Origin of the sequence: Alicycliphilus denitrificans (genome assembly GCF_044792555.1) — a bacterium.
Taxonomy (GTDB): domain Bacteria; phylum Pseudomonadota; class Gammaproteobacteria; order Burkholderiales; family Burkholderiaceae_C; genus Alicycliphilus; species Alicycliphilus denitrificans_A.
Genome location: NZ_CP126238.1, coordinates 2,234,302 through 2,249,459 on the forward strand (window position 1 = coordinate 2,234,302; position 15,158 = coordinate 2,249,459).

A 15,158-nucleotide genomic window follows, 5' to 3' on the forward strand; every position below is an offset into this window, starting at 1 on the left:
ACCGCATCTGTGCGGCTGCGTTGATCCATCCTGACGATGGCGGGAGGCTACGGCAAGCGGGTTTAGAACAGCTCTACTTCGTCGTGGGTCACGCGGGCCTGCAGCGCGCCACTGATCCGCAGGTCGTCGTAGAAGCAGACCTGGTTGCGCCCATGTTCCTTGGCGTAATAGAGCGCCTGGTCGGCGCGCCCCAGCGCCTCTACGGGCGAGCCCTGCTGCGTGGCCGCACAGCCTATGCTCACCGTGATGTGGCCAATCTGCGGGAACGCGTGCGCCTGGATGGCCGCGCGCAGGCGTTCCAGCACCTGGCGTGTCTGGGCCAGCGTGACGCAGCGCAGCAGCACCACGAATTCCTCGCCGCCAAAGCGGAAGATGCGGTCCTGGCTGCGAAACTGCGAGCGCAGCAGATTGGCCACCAGGATCAGCACCTCGTCGCCATACAGGTGGCCAAAGCGGTCGTTGACCGACTTGAAATAATCGATGTCGATCACCGCCAGCCACTGGCGTGGCGCGCCTGTGCCTTCGTCCGCGGCACTGTCGGCCTGGCGCGCATACTGTTCCTCGAAGGTCTTGCGATTGAGCAGGCCGGTGAGCGCGTCGCGTTCGCTGTAGTCCAGCAGGCTTTGGTAATTCTGGTAGACGAGGAACACGCCCATGATCACGTCGCGCTGGTGCTGCGTGAAGGCGCGCGACTGGGTGACCTCCAGGCAGGTGCTGGCCTGGCCTGCCAGCCATACCGGCAGCCACAGGGTGTGGCGATGGGGCTCCGATCGCTGGGCGCTTTCCCCGCCGGTGGCGATGCATTGCGCCAGCCCGGGCTCCTGCGCCAGCGGCATGCGCCGGGGGTCTGCGGCAGCGTCATGCTCGCTGGAGATGATCTGTCCGTTCTCACTCCAGCAGCGCGGCCGCAGCATGGTGTCCCGATCCTGCGTGAACAGCTCCAGGGCCCGCACCTGCACGATGTGCCCCAGCTTGAGGAGCGTGGACAGCACCGATACCTCCAGCCGCAGATGATCGCGGTGGGCGGTCATTTCGGCCAGGTTGCGCAGCAGGGGTTTCATCGGGTGGTGCTCCGTGGTTCGGGGCGTCAGCGGCGTGTGAACACCAGGTCCCACACGCCATGGCCCAGGCGCATGCCGCGGTTCTCGAACTTGGTCAGGGGACGGTACTCGGGCTGGGGGGCATAGCCCTGGGCGGTGTTGGCCAGCAGCGGCTCGGCCGACAGCACCTGCAGCATCTGCTCGGCATAGGGCTGCCAGTCGGTGGCGCAGTGGATGTAGCCGCCGGGCTTGAGCCGGCTGGCCAGCTTGGCTACCAGCGGCGGCTGGATCAGGCGGCGCTTGTTGTGGCGCTTCTTGTGCCAGGGGTCGGGAAAGAAGATGTGCACTCCGTCCAGGCTGTCCGGCGCCAGCATGTGCTCCAGCACCTCCACGGCGTCGTGCTGCAGGATGCGGATGTTCGACAGGCCCTGTTCGCCGATGCGCTTGAGCAGCGCGCCCACGCCGGGCTCATGCACCTCGCAGCACAGGAAGTTGTCGCCCGGGCGCACGCCGGCGATATGCGCCGTGGCCTCGCCCATGCCAAAGCCGATCTCCAGGATCAGGGGCGCGGTGCGGCCGAAGGCGGCGGCTGCGTCAAGTGGGGCCGGGGCATAGTCGAGCACATAGCGCGGCCCCAGGTCTTCCAGGGCCTTGGCCTGGCCGGTGGTGGTGCGGCCGGCGCGGCGCACATAGCTCTTGATGCCCTTGGGGTGGGCGACGTCGGCAGGGGCGCCGGCAGGGGGATTCTGTGGGGAAAGCGTTTCAGTCACAGGGCTGGATTGTAGATTCGTGCCCAGGCGCCGACCCACAGTGCCAGCGCCTGGGCGACAGTGCTGCCGTCCTCTGGCGCTGGCAGGCCCAGCGCCTGGGCGGCCTTGGCTAGCGCCTGCAGCGGTCGGCCGTGGTCGATGGGGGGGGCGCCGTGCTGCTTGGAGAGCTTTTCGCCATCCGCCGCGCGCACCAGCGACGTGTGCAGGTAGTGCGGCGTGGGCAGTCCCAGGGCCGACTGCAGCAGGATCTGGCGCGGGGTGTTGTCCGCCAGGTCCTCGCCGCGCACCACATGGGTCACGCCCTGGTCGGCATCGTCCACCACCACGGCCAGCTGATAGGCCCACAGGCCATCGGCGCGGCGCAGCACGAAGTCGCCTACCTGCCGGGCCACGTCCTGGAACTGCGGGCCCAGGCGCCTGTCGGTCCAGTGGACACCAGTGATTGCTATTGAAATAGGAGCTTCTTGCGCTTTACTGGAAAGCGCTAGAGGCATTTTTGCCTGATATTGTGTGGCATGGAAGCGCCAGGCGCGCGGTGCACGGCCCTGCAGGCCCTGGCGGCAGGTGCCGGGGTAGGGTCGCTCCACATGGCGTTCATGCGCCAGGCCCTGGGCGGCAAGGGCCGCCGCGATGTCGCGCCGGGTGCAGGCGCAGGGGTAGGCCAGCCGCCCGGCGAGCAGCTGGTCCAGCACCTGCTGGTAGCGCGCGCCGCGGCTGGATTGGTACAGCGGTGGCGCGTCCGGCAGCAGGCCGCAGGCCGCGAGCTGGGCCAGGATGCGCTCGGCCGCGCCGGGGACGCAGCGCGGCAGGTCCACGTCCTCGATGCGCACCAGCCAGCGCCCGCCGCGCCCATCATGGACCGCGCGCGCGTCCAGCCAGCTGGCGAGGGCGGCGACGAGCGAGCCCGCGTGCAGCGGGCCGGTGGGCGAGGGGGCAAAACGACCGATGTAGGGACCGGCGTGGCCCGCGCTCATGCTGCGGCCAGGGCCAGCTCCAGGCCAGAGACAAAGGCGTCCTCCAGCCGGTGGCCCAGGCACCAGTCGCCGCAGGCGCCCAGGCCCGTGGCGCTGTCCCACAGAAAACTCTGGCCCAGCGGCTTTTGCGTCTGGGCGTAGCGCCAGCGGCGCAATTCTGCATGGGTGGGCGTGGCGTGTATGCCGGTGACCTCGGCAAAGGCCTTGATGAGCTTGGCCTGCACGCGCGCGCCATCGTCGTCCAGGTGTTCCAGCGACCAGGCGGGGCTGGCCTGCACCGTCCAGCGCTCGATCTGCTTGCGCCCGGGCTTGCTCGATTCGCGCGCCAGCCAGGCGATGCGGTGGTGTGTGCTGCGCGCGGCGTTCCATTGCGGGCCCAGCGTGGTCAGGCCCGGGCGCACGGCATGGGCAAAGGCCAGCATCAGCGTCCAGCAGGGGGCGATGTCCACCGCGTCCAGCGCCTGGCCCCAGGGCGCGGCCAGGTCGGACTGCTGCAGCAGCGCCTGGCTGAGCGGCGCCGGCTGGGCCAGCACCACGGCGTCGAAGCCGGTGTGCAAGTGGGTGTCGCCGCCCAGCGTCTCGCAGTGCAGCTGCCATACCGTGGGGTGCATGGGATCGCGCTCCAGGCGCGTGACGGTGGTGTGCGTGTGCAGCATGCCATCGCGTACCAGCGGCTCGGCCCAGGCGTGCACCAGCGCGTCCATGGTGGGGGCGGCCACCCAGTGCGCCTCGCCAGGTGTGCGCGTGGCTGCGGCCACGCGGCCGGCGGCGTCCAGCACGCGGATGGTGGTGGCACTCCAGGGGCGGCACAGGCCGGGCACGGTATCGAGCGCGCGCTGAAAGCGCTCATCGCGCACGGTGAAGTACTGCGCGCCGGTATCAAAACTGCCAAAGGGCGATGCCATGGCTGCCGTGCGCCCGCCGGCGTGAGGCGCTTTTTCAAACACGGTGACGGCATGGCCCGCCTGCGCCAGCGTGCGTGCGCAGGCGATGCCGGCCATGCCGGCACCGATCACGGCAAAGCGGCGTGCCGGACCACTGGGCGCTTTGGGTTTCAACCGATGGCTGGAGCGGGTACGGGGTGCTGTCATGGCAGGCTTTCGTGGAGGTGGAGGCTGACGTGAAACATCAATGACTCTACACGCGCCGCGGCCGCTGCGGATTAGAAATGGTGGTGATTTTCGAGCAGGGCACGGCGCGTGGCCTGGCTTTGCAGCTGCGACAGCCACCATTGCAGGGCTCGCCCAGGCGCCGAGGCTGCGGGCCCGCCCCATTGGTAGGACATGGACACATTGCGTGTGGGGCGCGCCACTTTGCGCACCACCAGATGGCCCGCCTCGACATAGGGGCGCACCATGGGCTCGGGCAGAAAGCCGGCGCCCAGGCCGCGCAGCTGGGCATGGATCTTGGCGCGCATGTTGTCCACGGTGAAGACGTCCTGCCCCGGCAGAATGCCCATGGTGACGTTGCCGCGCCGCGCCGAGTCGGCCACGGCAATCTGGCGGTGCCCGCGCAGCACGCTGTCGCTGAGGGGCTCGGGCAGCTTTGCCAGCGGGTGGTGCGGCGCCACCACGAAAATGAAGTTCAGCTTGCCCAGCGGCGCGGACTGCAGGCCCGCCACGTTGGCGACAACCTCGGTCACGCCTATGGCCAGATCGGCATGGCCCAGGGCCAGCGCCTCGGCCGTGCCGCTCAGGATGCCGTCGCTCCACTTGAGCCGCGTCGGCGGCCCAAGCGCATAGAAGGCCTCCACCAGCTCCAGCATGGTGGTGGGCGAGATCACGCCATCGACCGACAGGGTGAGCTGGGGCTCCCAGCCCGTGGCCACGCGGCGCACGCGGTTGGCGACGGCGTCCACGTCCTCCAGCAGGCGCCGGCCCTCGCGCAGCAGCTCCAGGCCGGCATCGGTGGGGCGGGCCTGGCGCGCGCTACGGTCAAACAGCAGCACGTCGAGCGCATCCTCGATCTGGCGCACGCGGTAGGTCAGGGCGCTGGGCACCAGGCCCAGCTGGCGCGCGGCGGCGGCAAAGCTGCCCGTCTCGGCAATGCTTTGCAGCAGGCTGAGGTTGTCCGGCGTCAGTACATTGCGGATGTTTTGCATGGTCTGTTTTCAGCAGTTCAATACTCTTGAATGATGCCTTCAAGCCTCCAGTCCCCGCAAACACTGGTGCCGGCCTACATTGGCAGTCATGCCATGCACGTTCCGGAAGACCCCATGCTGACCCTGCGCAAATCCCAAGACCGTGGCCATGCCGACCACGGCTGGCTCCATTCCTTTCACAGCTTTTCGTTTGCCGGTTACTACGACCCGCGCCACATGGGCTGGGGCAACCTGCGCGTCATCAACGAAGACCGCATCGCCCCCGGCACGGGCTTTGGCACGCATGGGCATCGCGACATGGAGATCATCAGCTACGTGCTCTCGGGAGAGCTGGCGCACCAGGACAGCCTGGGCAACGTTAAGGTCATACCGCCGGGCGACGTGCAGCGCATGAGCGCCGGCTCGGGCGTGATGCACAGCGAGTTCAACCACGCCCAGGGCCAGGTTACGCATTTCCTGCAGATCTGGATAGAGCCCAACGTGCGCGGCATGGTGCCCAGCTACGAGCAAATCACCGTGCCCGAGGACGACAAGCGCGGCGCGCTGCGGCTGGTGGCCTCGCCCCAGGGCGGGGCGGGCGTGGTGCGCATCCATGCCGACGCATCGCTGTACGCGGGCTTGTTCGACGACGCGGAGTCCGCCGCGCTGGCCATGGACCCGGCACGCAAGGCCTATGTGCACCTGGTGCGCGGCGCGCTGCAGGTCAACGGCAGGCCGCTGTGCGCGGGCGACGCGGCAATGCTGCAGGGGGAGGAGCAGATCCGGCTGGAGGAGGGGAAGAATGCCGAGGTGCTGGTATTCGACCTGGCACCGCAAGCTTATTTTACTATTTAAATAATAGCTTCTTACGCTTTATGGGCGTGCGTTTTTGCCTTATTCCACTGTCCGTTGATGAGGAGCTCATGCGGCATGAAGCGCGCCTTGTAACTCATCTTCGGGCTTTGCTCTATCCAGTAGCCCAGGTAGACATGGGGCAGCCCCAGGGCGTGCGCCTGCTGCAACTGCCACAGCACGTTGTAGGTGCCATAGCTGGCAGCGGGCTCGGGCTCGTAGAAGGTATAGACGGCGGAGATGCCGTCCTCCAGCACATCGAGGATGGACACCATCTTGAGCACGCCCGGCTGGCCGTCCGCGCCGGGCTCGCGAAACTCCACCAGGCGTGAATTGACCCGGCTTTGCAGCAGGAACTGCGTGTACTGGTCGATGCTGTCCTGGTCCATGCCGCCACCGGCGTGGCGCGCGGACTGGTAGCGCAGGTACAGCTGGTAATGCTCAGGGACATAGCACAGGCGCAGCACGCGTGCCTGCAGGCCGGCGTGGCGCTTCCAGGCGCGGCGCTGGCTGCGGTCGGGGCGAAACGGCTCGACCAGCACGCGCAGCGGGGTGCAGGCCCGGCAGCCCTCGCAGTGCGGGCGGTAGGTGAACATGCCGCTGCGCCTGAAACCGCGTGCCACCAGGTCCGAATACACGGCGTTCTGGATCAGGTGGCTGGGCGTGGCCACCTGCGAGCGCGCCTGCCGGTCCGGCAAATAGCTGCACGGGTAGGGCGCCGTGGCATAGAACTGCAGGCTTTGTAGCGGAAGATCGTTGAGCTGGGTCACACAGCCGGCGTCACGGATAGAAGTTCATCCCAGTATACGGATTCGAAGTGCCAGTTGCAGGCCGGTTGCAAGCGTGCATCATCGACATGGCGCAGGAACTGGGCGCGCTCCACCTCGCGCGCGCCCAGCGACGCCAGGTGGCCGGTGTTCTGCTGGCAGTCGATGAGCTGCACGCCCTCGCGCCGGCACAGGCAGATGAGCGCCGCGAGCGCGATCTTCGAGGCGTCGGTGGCATGCGCGAACATCGACTCGCCGAACACCGCGCGCCCCAGCGCCACGCAATACAGCCCGCCGACGAGCCGGCCATCCACCCAGGTCTCCACGCTGTGGGCGTGGCCTGCGGCGTGCAGCGCCTCATAGGCCGCGACCATGGCTGGCACGATCCAGGTGCCGTCCTGGCCGGCGCGCGGCGTCTGCGCGCAGGCGTGGATCACGGCGGAAAAGTCGCTGTCGATGCGCAGCTCGCAGCCCGGCGTGGCGCGAAAGCGCTGCAGCACGCGGCGCAGCGAGCGGTGCAGGCGGAATTCGGCCACGGGCAGCACCATGCGCGGGTCGGGGCTCCACCACAGGATGGGCTGGCCGGCGCTGAACCAGGGGAAGATGCCCTGCCGGTAGGCCGCGAGCAGGTAGGAAACACTCAGCTCGCCGCCGGCCGCCAGCAGCCCGGGGGCCGGGGAGGCTGCGTCCCAGCTGCGGCTGGGGTGCGGAAAACCGTCGGGTGATTGGATCCAGGGCAGGGAAGAGGACACGCGAGGAGAAGAAAGCCGGCCAGTGCCAGCATTGTCTCCCGGATCCATGCAGTCAATCAGGCCAGCGTATAGGCCGTTTTCACCGTGGTGTAGAACTCCTGCGCATAGCGCCCCTGCTCGCGCGGCCCGTAGCTGCTGCCCTTGCGCCCGCCGAACGGCACGTGGTAGTCCACGCCCGCCGTGGGCAGGTTGACCATCACCATGCCGGCCTGGCTGTGGCGCTTGAAATGCGTGGCGAGCTTGAGACTCGTGGTGGCGATGCCGGCCGACAGGCCGAACGGCGTGTCGTTGGCGACGTGAAGCGCCTCCTCGTAGTCCTTCACGCGGATCACGCTGGCCACGGGGCCGAACACCTCCTCGCGGTTGATGCGCATCGCGGGGGTGCTGTCCACGAACAGCGTGGGCGCCATGAAGAAGCCCGCCTTGCCGCTGCCGGTGTGGCAGGCCACGCGGCTGCCGCCCGCGGCCAATTGGGCGCCCTCGGCCTTGGCGATCTCCACGTAGCAGAGATCCTGCTCCAGCTGCGCCTGGCTGACCACCGGGCCCATGTCGGTGCCGGCGGTGCGTGCGTCGCCCACCTTGATGCGGGCCATGCGCTCCTGCAGCGCCGCTATGAAGGCCGGGTAGATCCTGTCGGTGACGATCAGGCGGCTCGACGCCGTGCAGCGCTGGCCCGTGGAGTAGAAGCCGCTTTGCGCCGACAGCTCTACCGCCTGCGGCAAATCGGCATCGTCCAGCACCACCTGCGGGTTCTTGCCGCCCATCTCCAGCTGCACCTTCTTGCCGGACTTCACGCAGGCCTCGGCAATGCCGCGGCCCACGCCCACCGAGCCGGTGAAGCTGATGGCCGCCACGCCGGGGTGGTTCACCAGCGCCTCGCCGATCACGCGCCCGGGCCCCATCACCAGGTTGAACACCCCGGCCGGGATGCCGCTCTTGTGGATGATCTCGGCCAGCGCCCAGGCGCTGGCGGGCACCAGGTCGGCGGGCTTCAGCACCACGCAGTTGCCAAAGGCCAGGGCCGGGGCGATCTTCCAGGCCGGAATGGCGATGGGGAAGTTCCAGGGCGTGATCAGGCCGACCACGCCGATGGGCTCGCGCGTGATCTCCACGCCAATGCCGGGGCGCACGGAGGGCAGGGCCTCTCCGCCCAAGCGCAGGCATTCGCCGGCGAAGAACTTGAAGATCTGGCCCGCGCGGGCGACCTCGCCGATGGCCTCGGGCCGGGTCTTGCCCTCCTCGCGCGCCAGCAGGTCGCCGAGCTCCTCCTTGCGCGCCAGGATCTCGTTGCCGATCCTGTCCAGCGCGTCGTGGCGCGCCTGGATGCCCGAGGTGCTCCAGACCGGGAAGGCGGCGGTGGCGGCGGCCACGGCGGCCTGCACGTCGGCGGCATCGCCCTGGGCGTATTCGCCGATCACGTCGGACAGGTCGCTGGGGTTGGTGTTGGGGGCGCAGGACGCGCCGGGGGTCCATTGGCCGTTGATGAGGTTGTGGTACTGGGTCATGGTTTTTTAAGGGTTTTTGGCCGCCAACGCCCGGTGGGTGGGCGCTGGCAGCTATCAAAAAATAGGATGATCAGCGCACCATGCAGGGGCGCTTGTTGTCGAACTTCCAGCCCGGGATCAGGTACTGCATGGCCATGGCGTCGTCGCGCGCACCCAGGCCGTGCTCCAGGTACAGGGCGTTCGCGTGCTTGAGGGCCTCGCGGTCCACGGTCACGCCCAGACCCGGGGTCTTCGGCACTTCGACGAAGCCGCCCTTGATCTGCAGGGGTTGCTGCGTCAGGTACTGGCCGTCCTGCCAGATCCAGTGCGTGTCGATGGCCGTGACCTTGCCCGGCACGGCGGCGGCCACGTGGGTGAACATGGCCAGCGAGATGTCGAAGTGGTTGTTGGAGTGCGAGCCCCAGGTCAGGCCCCAGTCGCGGCAGGTCTGGCCCACGCGCACCGAGCCGGACATGGTCCAGAAATGCGGGTCGGCCAGCGGAATGTCCACCGACTGCAGCGCCAGCGCGTGCACCATCTGGCGCCAGTCGGTGGCGATCATGTTGGTGGCCGTGGGCAGGCCGGTGGCACGGCGGAACTCGGCCATGACCTCGCGGCCCGAGAAGCCGCCCTCGGCGCCGCAGGGGTCCTCGGCATAGGCCAGCACGCCGCGCATGTCGCGCATCAGGCGGATGGCGTCCTTCAAGAGCCAGCCGCCGTTGGGGTCCAGCGTCACGCGGGCCTGGGGAAAGCGCCGGGCCAGGGCGGTGACGGCCTCGACCTCCTGCTCGCCGGCCAGCACGCCGCCCTTGAGCTTGAAGTCGTTGAAGCCGTAGCGCGCATGGGCGGCCTCGGCCTGGCGCACTACTGATGCGGGCGTCATGGCCTCCATGTGGCGCACCTGGGTCCAATCGTCGCTGCCGCTCTGGTCCTCGCCGGGCTTGATGTAGGGCAGGCCGGTCCTGCCGCTCGGGCCGACGAAGAACAGGTAGCCCAGCATCTCCACCCGCTCGCGCTGCTGGCCCTCGCCGAGCAGCGCAGCCACGGGCACGCCCAGGTGCTGGCCCAGCAGGTCCAGCAGGCAGGATTCGATGGCCGTGACGGCATGCACGGCGATGCGCAGGTCGAAGGTCTGCAGGCCGCGCCCGCCCGTGTCGCGGCCCTCCAGGGCCTTTTGCAGTTGCTGCAGCAGTTGCAGGTGTCGGCCTATGGACTGGCCGATGAGCACGCCCCTGCTGTCCTCCAGCGCCTGGCGGATGCCCTCGCCGCCCGGTACCTCGCCCACGCCGGTGCGGCCGGCGCTGTCGTGGATCAGCACCACGTTGCGCGTGAAATAGGGCGCGTGTGCGCCACTCAGGTTCATCAGCATGCCGTCGCGGCCGGCGACGGGGATGACTTCGATGTCGGTGATGGTCGGTGTCTGGGACATGGCTAGTGCAAACAAAAGGCGGGGTGGAAAGAGTGTCAGGCGGTCTGCGCCTGCCGGGCCGTGGCCGCAGCGGCGGACCAGGGCACCTCGGCCACGGGGCGGCCGGTGGCGATGCATTGCGCAAGGTTCTGCAGCACCAGGTCGGCCATGGCGTGCCGCGTCTCGTGCGTGCCGCTGGCGATGTGCGGGCTGAGCACCACGTTGTCCAGCGCCAGCAGCGCGGGCAGGGGATGGGGCTCGTCCTCGAACACGTCCAGGCCCGCGCCGGCGATGCGGCCGTCCTGCAGCGCGGCCGCCAGGGCGGCCTCGTCGACCACGCTGCCGCGCGCCACGTTGACCAGGAAACCCTGCGGGCCCAGCGTGTCCAGCACCTCGGCGTTGACCAGGTGGCGCGTGGCGTCGCCGCCGGCGGCGGTGATGAGCAGGAAGTCGGCCCAGCGCGCCAGCTCCAGCAGCGAGGGCAGGTACTGGTGCGGCGAGCCCTCGACCGGGTGGCGATTGTGGTAGGCCACCTGCATGCCGAAGCCAGCCGCGCGCCGCGCCACGGCGCTGCCGATGCGGCCCATGCCGAAGATGCCCAGGCGCTTGCCGCTGGCGCGCGTCTGTATGCCAAAGCGCTGACGGCTCCAGTCGCCGCGGCGCACGAAGCGGTCGGCGGCCGACAGGCCGCGCGCTGCGTCGAGCAGCAGGGCGAAGGCCATGTCGGCCACGCAGTCGTCGAGCACGCCGGGCGTGTAGCCCACGCGCGCGCCGCGGCGCAGCAGCGATTCTTTGTCCAGCGCGTCGAAGCCTACGCCGAAGCTGCTGACGAAGCGCAGGTGGGGCAGGGCATCGACCACGCGCGCGGGCAGGCCCATGGCGGCCGAGGTCACCAGGTACTCGAAATGCGTGCCTTGCTCGGCGAGAAAGCGGTCGGGATCGGCCTGCTCGCTGAGCACGGCGACGTCGAATTGCGCGGCGAGTTCACGGTCGAGCGCGGACAGGGGCATCCTGCCGTACTGGAGGAGGCGGGGAGGGCGTTGCGTCATGGGGTGCGTATGAAGGGGACCGGCGCGCGCAATCGGCTTGTGCCGGCCCCGGGGCGAGGAGGATCAGTCCGCCGTGATTTTTCGGGCTTCGATCAGCGTCTTCCAGCGCGTGTACTCGCGCGCCTGGAAGGCCGCGAATTCCTCGGGCGTGTTGGCCACGATCTCCATGCCCTGGTCCGCCAGGCGCTTCTTCAGGACTGGTTCGCTGATGGCCTGGATGGCGGCGTCGGCCAGCTTCTTCTTCACCTCGGCGGAGAGGCCCTTGGGGGCGGCCATGCCCTGCCAGGAATAGACTTCGGCTCCCTTCACGCCGGCCTCGGCCAGCGTGGGCACGTCGGGCAGCACGGGCGAGCGCCTGTCGCCGGTGACGGCGATCGCATGCAGCTTGCCGGCGCGGATGTGCTGCAGCACGGCGTTCACGTTCTGGAACGAGAAGTCCACCTGGCCGCCGAGCAGGTCGTTGATGGCCGGCGCGCCACCCTTGTAGGGCACATGCACGCCCGAGGTGCCGCTTTGCTGCCAGAACAGCTCGGCCGACAGATGGTCCGACGAGCCGTTGCCCGAGCTGGCGAAGCTGATCTTGCCCGGCTGGGCCTTGAGCGCGGCCACCACCTCGGCCAAGGTGCGCGCCTTCTGCGCGGGCGAGGCCACGAGCACGTTGGGCGCCTGTACGGGCAGGGAGATGTAGTCGAAGTCCTTGACGGCGTCGTACGGTATGTTCTTCACCAGATGCGGCGCGATCACGAAGGGGCCGAGCGAGGCCACCAGCAGCGTGTAGCCGTCGGGCGCGGCGCGCTTGACCGCGGTGGCGCCAATGGTGCCGGTGGCGCCGGGGCGGTTGTCCACCACGAAGGGCTGGCCCAGCTTCTCGCCCATGTGCTGCGCCATGGCGCGGGCGATGGTGTCGGTGGAGCCGCCGGGCGGGAAGGGCACGATGATGTTCACGCTCTTGTCCGGCCAGGCGGCTGCGGCAGACAGGGCCACGCTGGCCGCGAGGGCCATGAGGACTTTCTTCACGGTTTTGCTCCTTGGTTTCTTGTATGCATGGGCGGCCCCGCCAGCGGTGGGCGGGGCCTGGGTATCAGACGGGTTCCACCTTGCGGATCAGCTCGGCCAGCATCTCGACCTCGTCGGCCTTCAGGTCGGCCAGCGGCGGGCGCACCGGGCCGGCGGGGTGGCCGACGATCCTGGCGCCGGCCTTGATGATGCTCACGGCATAGCCCGCGCTGCGGTTGCGGATCTCCAGGTAGGGCATGAAGAAGTCCTTGAGCAGCCGGTGCTGGGTGGCCTGGTCGTCGTTCTTCACGGCCTGGTAGAAGCGCATCGCCGTCCTGGGGATGAAGTTGAAGACGGCCGAGGAGTACACGGGCGTGCCCAGCGCCTTGTAGGCTGCGGCATAGACCTCGGCCGTGGGCAGGCCGCCCAGGTAGGCCAGGCGGTCGCCCATGGTCAGGTACATGGCGGACATGGCCTCGATGTCGCCCACGCCGTCCTTGAAGCCCACCAGGTTGGGGTTGCGCTCGCACAGGCGCGCCACGGTCTCGGGCGTGAAGCGACTCATGCCGCGGTTGTAGATGATCACGCCGAAGTCCACGCTCCTGCACACGGCCTCCACATGCGCGGCCAGGCCTTCCTGGCTGGCTTCGGTCATGTAGTGCGGCATGAGCAGGATGCCGTGCGCGCCGGCCTTCTCGGCCGCCTGGGCGCATTCGATGGCAAAGCGCGTGGGGCCGCCGGCGCCGGCAATGATGGGCACCTTGCCGCGGCAGGTGTTCACGGCCGTCTGGATGATGCCGGGGTACTCGCTGGCCGTGAGCGAGAAGTATTCCCCCGTGCCGCCGGCGGCAAACAGGGCGCTGGCACCAAACGGGGCCAGCCATTCCAGGCGTGCGGCATAGCTCTTGGCATCGAAGTCGCCGTTGGCATCGAAGTCGGTGATGGGAAACGACAGCAAGCCGGAGCTCATCACGTTCTTGAGGTCTTGGGGAGTCATGTCAGTCTTTCTTTCGGAGCCGCGGCGCGGCGGGTTGGGAGCGATGGGTGAAGTGGATGTGTGGTGAATGTGTGGGTCGGGCGGTCAGTCAAGCTGCAGCTTTTCCTGCTGCACGACCTTGGCCCAGCGGTCGCGCTCGGCGGCGAAGAAGCCGTCCACCTCGGCGGGCGACATGGTCACCACCTCGGCGCCCTGGCCCGTGAGGCGCGCGCGCACCTCGGGGTTGCGGATGGCGGCCACCAGCGTTTCGCCCAGGCGCCGGACGATGGCCGGCGGCGTGCCCGCGGGCAGCATCACGCCCTGCCAGGAGCCGGTCTCGAAGCCGGATGCGCCCTGCTCGGCGATGGTGGGCGAGGCGCCGATCAGCGGCATGCGCTCGCGCTTGGACACGCCCAGCAGCTTGAGCTTGCCGCTCTGCACATGGGGGTAGGTGGCCAGCATGCCGTTCATCAGCACCTGGGTCTGGCCGGCGACCGTGTCCTGCACCGACTGCACGCCGCCCTTGTAGGGCACGTAGACCCACTTGGCGCCCGTGGCCCGCGCCAGCTCCACGCCGGCCAGGTGCGGCGCGCTGCCCGTGGCGGTGACGGCGAAGTTCAGGTCACTGGTCTTGGACAGTTCCACCAGCTCCTTCAGGTTGTTGGCCTTGACCGAGGGATGCACCACCAGCAGGTGGGGCGAATAGGCCAGCATGGCCGCGCCGCGCAGGTCCTTGGAGGGGTTGAAGGGAAGCCTGGTATAGACAGAGGGACTGATGGCCAGCGCGCCCAGGTCGCACAGCAGCAGGGTGTAGCCGTCGGGTGCGGACTTGGCCACGAAGTCGGCGCCCAGGTTGCCGTTGGCGCCGGGTTTGTTCTCCACGATGACCGGCTGTTTGAGTGATGCCGACAGCTGCTGGCTGATGGAGCGCGCAATGATGTCCGAGCTACCGCCGGGCGGGTAGGGCACGACGATCTTCAGCGGGCGGCTGGGCCATGGGTCGGCGGCGTGGGCCAGGGTGGCGCTGCAGGCGAGCGCGGCACAGGCTAGAGCAAGACGGCGGGTCAAGGTCATGCGATGTCTCCGAGTGCGGATGTTTTGTTATATGTCATCGTACAACATGAATTATGACAAGGCAATCACTTTTTCATGCCGCGGATGAACTATCCGCAGCCGGCCTGTCAGACGGGGTGGGCCGAGGCCGCAGCCGCAGCCTCCTGCGCCAGGCGCAGGCGTTCGCGGCTGTTGGTGAGGTGCACGCGCATGGCGGCGCGGGCGGACTCCGCATCCTTGCGCGCGATGGCCGTGTAGATTTCCTCGTGCTCACGGTTCACGCGCTGCAGGTAGCCGTCGTTGGGCGCGGTGCTGCGCGCCGTGCCCACGCGGGTGCGCGGGATCAGCGTAGTGCCCAGATGGTTCATGATGTCCGCGAAATAGCGGTTGCCCGTGGCCTGCGCGATCTGCAGGTGAAAGCGGAAGTCGTGCGCCACCGTGTCTTGGCCCTGCTCGGTGCAGTGCGCAAAGTCATCGAGCGCGGCGCGCATGGCCTGTAGCTGCACCTCGGTGCGGCGCTGCGCGGCCAGGCCTGCGGACTCGGTCTCCAGGCTGATGCGCAGCTCCAGCACCGCCAGCACGTCCACCGATGCGGCTAGCTCCGACGGGTCCAGCAAGAACATACCGCCAGTGCGCGGCTGCAGCACAAAGGTGCCTATGCCATGGCGCGTCTCCGCCAGGCCGGCGGCCTGGAGCTTGGACAATGCCTCGCGCACCACGGTGCGGCTGACGTCATAGCCCTGCACCAGTTCCGATTCCGTGGGCAGCTTGTCGCCTTCGCGCAGCAGGCCCTGGCGGATCTTGCCCTCGAACTCCTCGAACAGCAGCTTCGCCAGACTGCGCCCCCCGCCACGGCCGGACTTGCCGCGCAGCGAAGAGGAGGACAAGGCCGCGGAAGAGGGGGATTCGGGTAATCCCGTGTGTGGGGTATTCATGCATGTGATCATAATTCGTTGC

Annotated in this window: 15 protein-coding genes; 1 reads left to right on the forward strand and 14 read right to left on the reverse strand. The window is 68.6% G+C overall.

The annotated features are described in order from the left end of the window. Nucleotides 1-62 precede the first annotated feature (62 nt). The 5 genes from P7644_RS10605 to P7644_RS10625 form a co-directional block, all read right to left on the reverse strand. Complete coding sequence (locus tag P7644_RS10605) at nucleotides 63-1,061, reverse strand: diguanylate cyclase (RefSeq protein WP_404298935.1); 999 nt, start codon at nucleotides 1,059-1,061, stop codon at nucleotides 63-65. 26 nt (nucleotides 1,062-1,087) lie between these two features. Next, on the reverse strand, nucleotides 1,088-1,810 hold the full coding sequence (gene trmB, locus P7644_RS10610) for a tRNA (guanosine(46)-N7)-methyltransferase TrmB (protein ID WP_404298937.1): 723 nt from the start codon (nucleotides 1,808-1,810) through the stop codon (nucleotides 1,088-1,090). Continuing rightward, nucleotides 1,807-2,784, reverse strand: a complete 978-nt coding sequence (gene gluQRS, locus P7644_RS10615) for a tRNA glutamyl-Q(34) synthetase GluQRS (RefSeq protein ID WP_404298939.1) — start codon at nucleotides 2,782-2,784, stop codon at nucleotides 1,807-1,809. The genes trmB and gluQRS overlap by 4 nt, the downstream gene beginning before the upstream one ends. Continuing rightward, a complete protein-coding gene (locus tag P7644_RS10620) occupies nucleotides 2,781-3,875 on the reverse strand; it encodes an NAD(P)/FAD-dependent oxidoreductase (RefSeq protein ID WP_404298942.1) in 1,095 nt (364 codons plus the stop codon). Before P7644_RS10620 ends, gluQRS begins: the two co-directional genes overlap by 4 nt. Before the next feature lie 71 nt (nucleotides 3,876-3,946). Then, a complete protein-coding gene (locus P7644_RS10625; protein WP_404298944.1) occupies nucleotides 3,947-4,885 on the reverse strand; it encodes a LysR family transcriptional regulator in 939 nt (312 codons plus the stop codon). A gap of 114 nt (nucleotides 4,886-4,999) precedes the next feature. Here P7644_RS10625 and P7644_RS10630 point away from each other — a divergent pair, with 114 nt between their 5' ends. Continuing rightward, nucleotides 5,000-5,719 carry a pirin family protein gene (locus P7644_RS10630; RefSeq protein ID WP_404303178.1) on the forward strand — a complete coding sequence of 240 codons (720 nt, stop codon included), beginning with the start codon at nucleotides 5,000-5,002 and terminating at the stop codon, nucleotides 5,717-5,719. Between the two features lie 11 nt (nucleotides 5,720-5,730). On the opposite strand, the gene P7644_RS10635 is transcribed toward P7644_RS10630, so the two are convergent. From P7644_RS10635 to P7644_RS10675, 9 genes are all read right to left on the reverse strand, one after another. Then, nucleotides 5,731-6,486, reverse strand: a complete 756-nt coding sequence (locus tag P7644_RS10635; RefSeq protein WP_404298946.1) for an arginyltransferase — start codon at nucleotides 6,484-6,486, stop codon at nucleotides 5,731-5,733. Continuing rightward, a complete protein-coding gene (gene aat, locus P7644_RS10640; RefSeq protein ID WP_404298948.1) occupies nucleotides 6,483-7,235 on the reverse strand; it encodes a leucyl/phenylalanyl-tRNA--protein transferase in 753 nt (250 codons plus the stop codon). Before aat ends, P7644_RS10635 begins: the two co-directional genes overlap by 4 nt. A 56-nt stretch (nucleotides 7,236-7,291) precedes the next feature. Next, nucleotides 7,292-8,740, reverse strand: a complete 1,449-nt coding sequence (locus P7644_RS10645; protein ID WP_404298950.1) for an aldehyde dehydrogenase family protein — start codon at nucleotides 8,738-8,740, stop codon at nucleotides 7,292-7,294. Between the two features lie 70 nt (nucleotides 8,741-8,810). Further along, nucleotides 8,811-10,148, reverse strand: a complete 1,338-nt coding sequence (locus P7644_RS10650; RefSeq protein ID WP_404298952.1) for an enolase C-terminal domain-like protein — start codon at nucleotides 10,146-10,148, stop codon at nucleotides 8,811-8,813. Nucleotides 10,149-10,183: 35 nt separating this feature from the next. Then, complete coding sequence (locus tag P7644_RS10655) at nucleotides 10,184-11,176, reverse strand: 2-hydroxyacid dehydrogenase (RefSeq protein WP_404298954.1); 993 nt, start codon at nucleotides 11,174-11,176, stop codon at nucleotides 10,184-10,186. 63 nt (nucleotides 11,177-11,239) lie between these two features. Beyond that, nucleotides 11,240-12,193 carry a Bug family tripartite tricarboxylate transporter substrate binding protein gene (locus P7644_RS10660; RefSeq protein WP_404298956.1) on the reverse strand — a complete coding sequence of 318 codons (954 nt, stop codon included), beginning with the start codon at nucleotides 12,191-12,193 and terminating at the stop codon, nucleotides 11,240-11,242. 64 nt (nucleotides 12,194-12,257) lie between these two features. Then, entirely contained in the window at nucleotides 12,258-13,169 is a 912-nt protein-coding gene (kdgD, locus tag P7644_RS10665) for a 5-dehydro-4-deoxyglucarate dehydratase (RefSeq protein WP_404298957.1), read from the reverse strand. 84 nt (nucleotides 13,170-13,253) lie between these two features. Continuing rightward, entirely contained in the window at nucleotides 13,254-14,222 is a 969-nt protein-coding gene (locus tag P7644_RS10670) for a Bug family tripartite tricarboxylate transporter substrate binding protein (RefSeq protein WP_404298959.1), read from the reverse strand. 107 nt (nucleotides 14,223-14,329) lie between these two features. Beyond that, nucleotides 14,330-15,136, reverse strand: a complete 807-nt coding sequence (locus tag P7644_RS10675; RefSeq protein ID WP_404298961.1) for a FadR/GntR family transcriptional regulator — start codon at nucleotides 15,134-15,136, stop codon at nucleotides 14,330-14,332. Nucleotides 15,137-15,158: the final 22 nt, after the last annotated feature.

What these genes read in the sequence shown, in the direction of transcription:
- P7644_RS10670 (WP_404298959.1), bottom strand. Translation starts at nt 14,222, where the DNA reads ATGACCTTGACCCGCCGTCTTGCTCTAGCCTGTGCCGCGCTCGCCTGC.
- P7644_RS10645 (WP_404298950.1), bottom strand. Translation starts at nt 8,740, where the DNA reads ATGACCCAGTACCACAACCTCATCAACGGCCAATGGACCCCCGGCGCG.
- gluQRS (WP_404298939.1), bottom strand. Translation starts at nt 2,784, where the DNA reads ATGAGCGCGGGCCACGCCGGTCCCTACATCGGTCGTTTTGCCCCCTCG.
- P7644_RS10675 (WP_404298961.1), bottom strand. Translation starts at nt 15,136, where the DNA reads ATGAATACCCCACACACGGGATTACCCGAATCCCCCTCTTCCGCGGCC.
- P7644_RS10655 (WP_404298954.1), bottom strand. Translation starts at nt 11,176, where the DNA reads ATGACGCAACGCCCTCCCCGCCTCCTCCAGTACGGCAGGATGCCCCTG.
- P7644_RS10625 (WP_404298944.1), bottom strand. Translation starts at nt 4,885, where the DNA reads ATGCAAAACATCCGCAATGTACTGACGCCGGACAACCTCAGCCTGCTG.
- P7644_RS10620 (WP_404298942.1), bottom strand. Translation starts at nt 3,875, where the DNA reads ATGACAGCACCCCGTACCCGCTCCAGCCATCGGTTGAAACCCAAAGCG.
- P7644_RS10650 (WP_404298952.1), bottom strand. Translation starts at nt 10,148, where the DNA reads ATGTCCCAGACACCGACCATCACCGACATCGAAGTCATCCCCGTCGCC.
- kdgD (WP_404298957.1), bottom strand. Translation starts at nt 13,169, where the DNA reads ATGACTCCCCAAGACCTCAAGAACGTGATGAGCTCCGGCTTGCTGTCG.
- P7644_RS10630 (WP_404303178.1), top strand. Translation starts at nt 5,000, where the DNA reads ATGCTGACCCTGCGCAAATCCCAAGACCGTGGCCATGCCGACCACGGC.
- P7644_RS10605 (WP_404298935.1), bottom strand. Translation starts at nt 1,061, where the DNA reads ATGAAACCCCTGCTGCGCAACCTGGCCGAAATGACCGCCCACCGCGAT.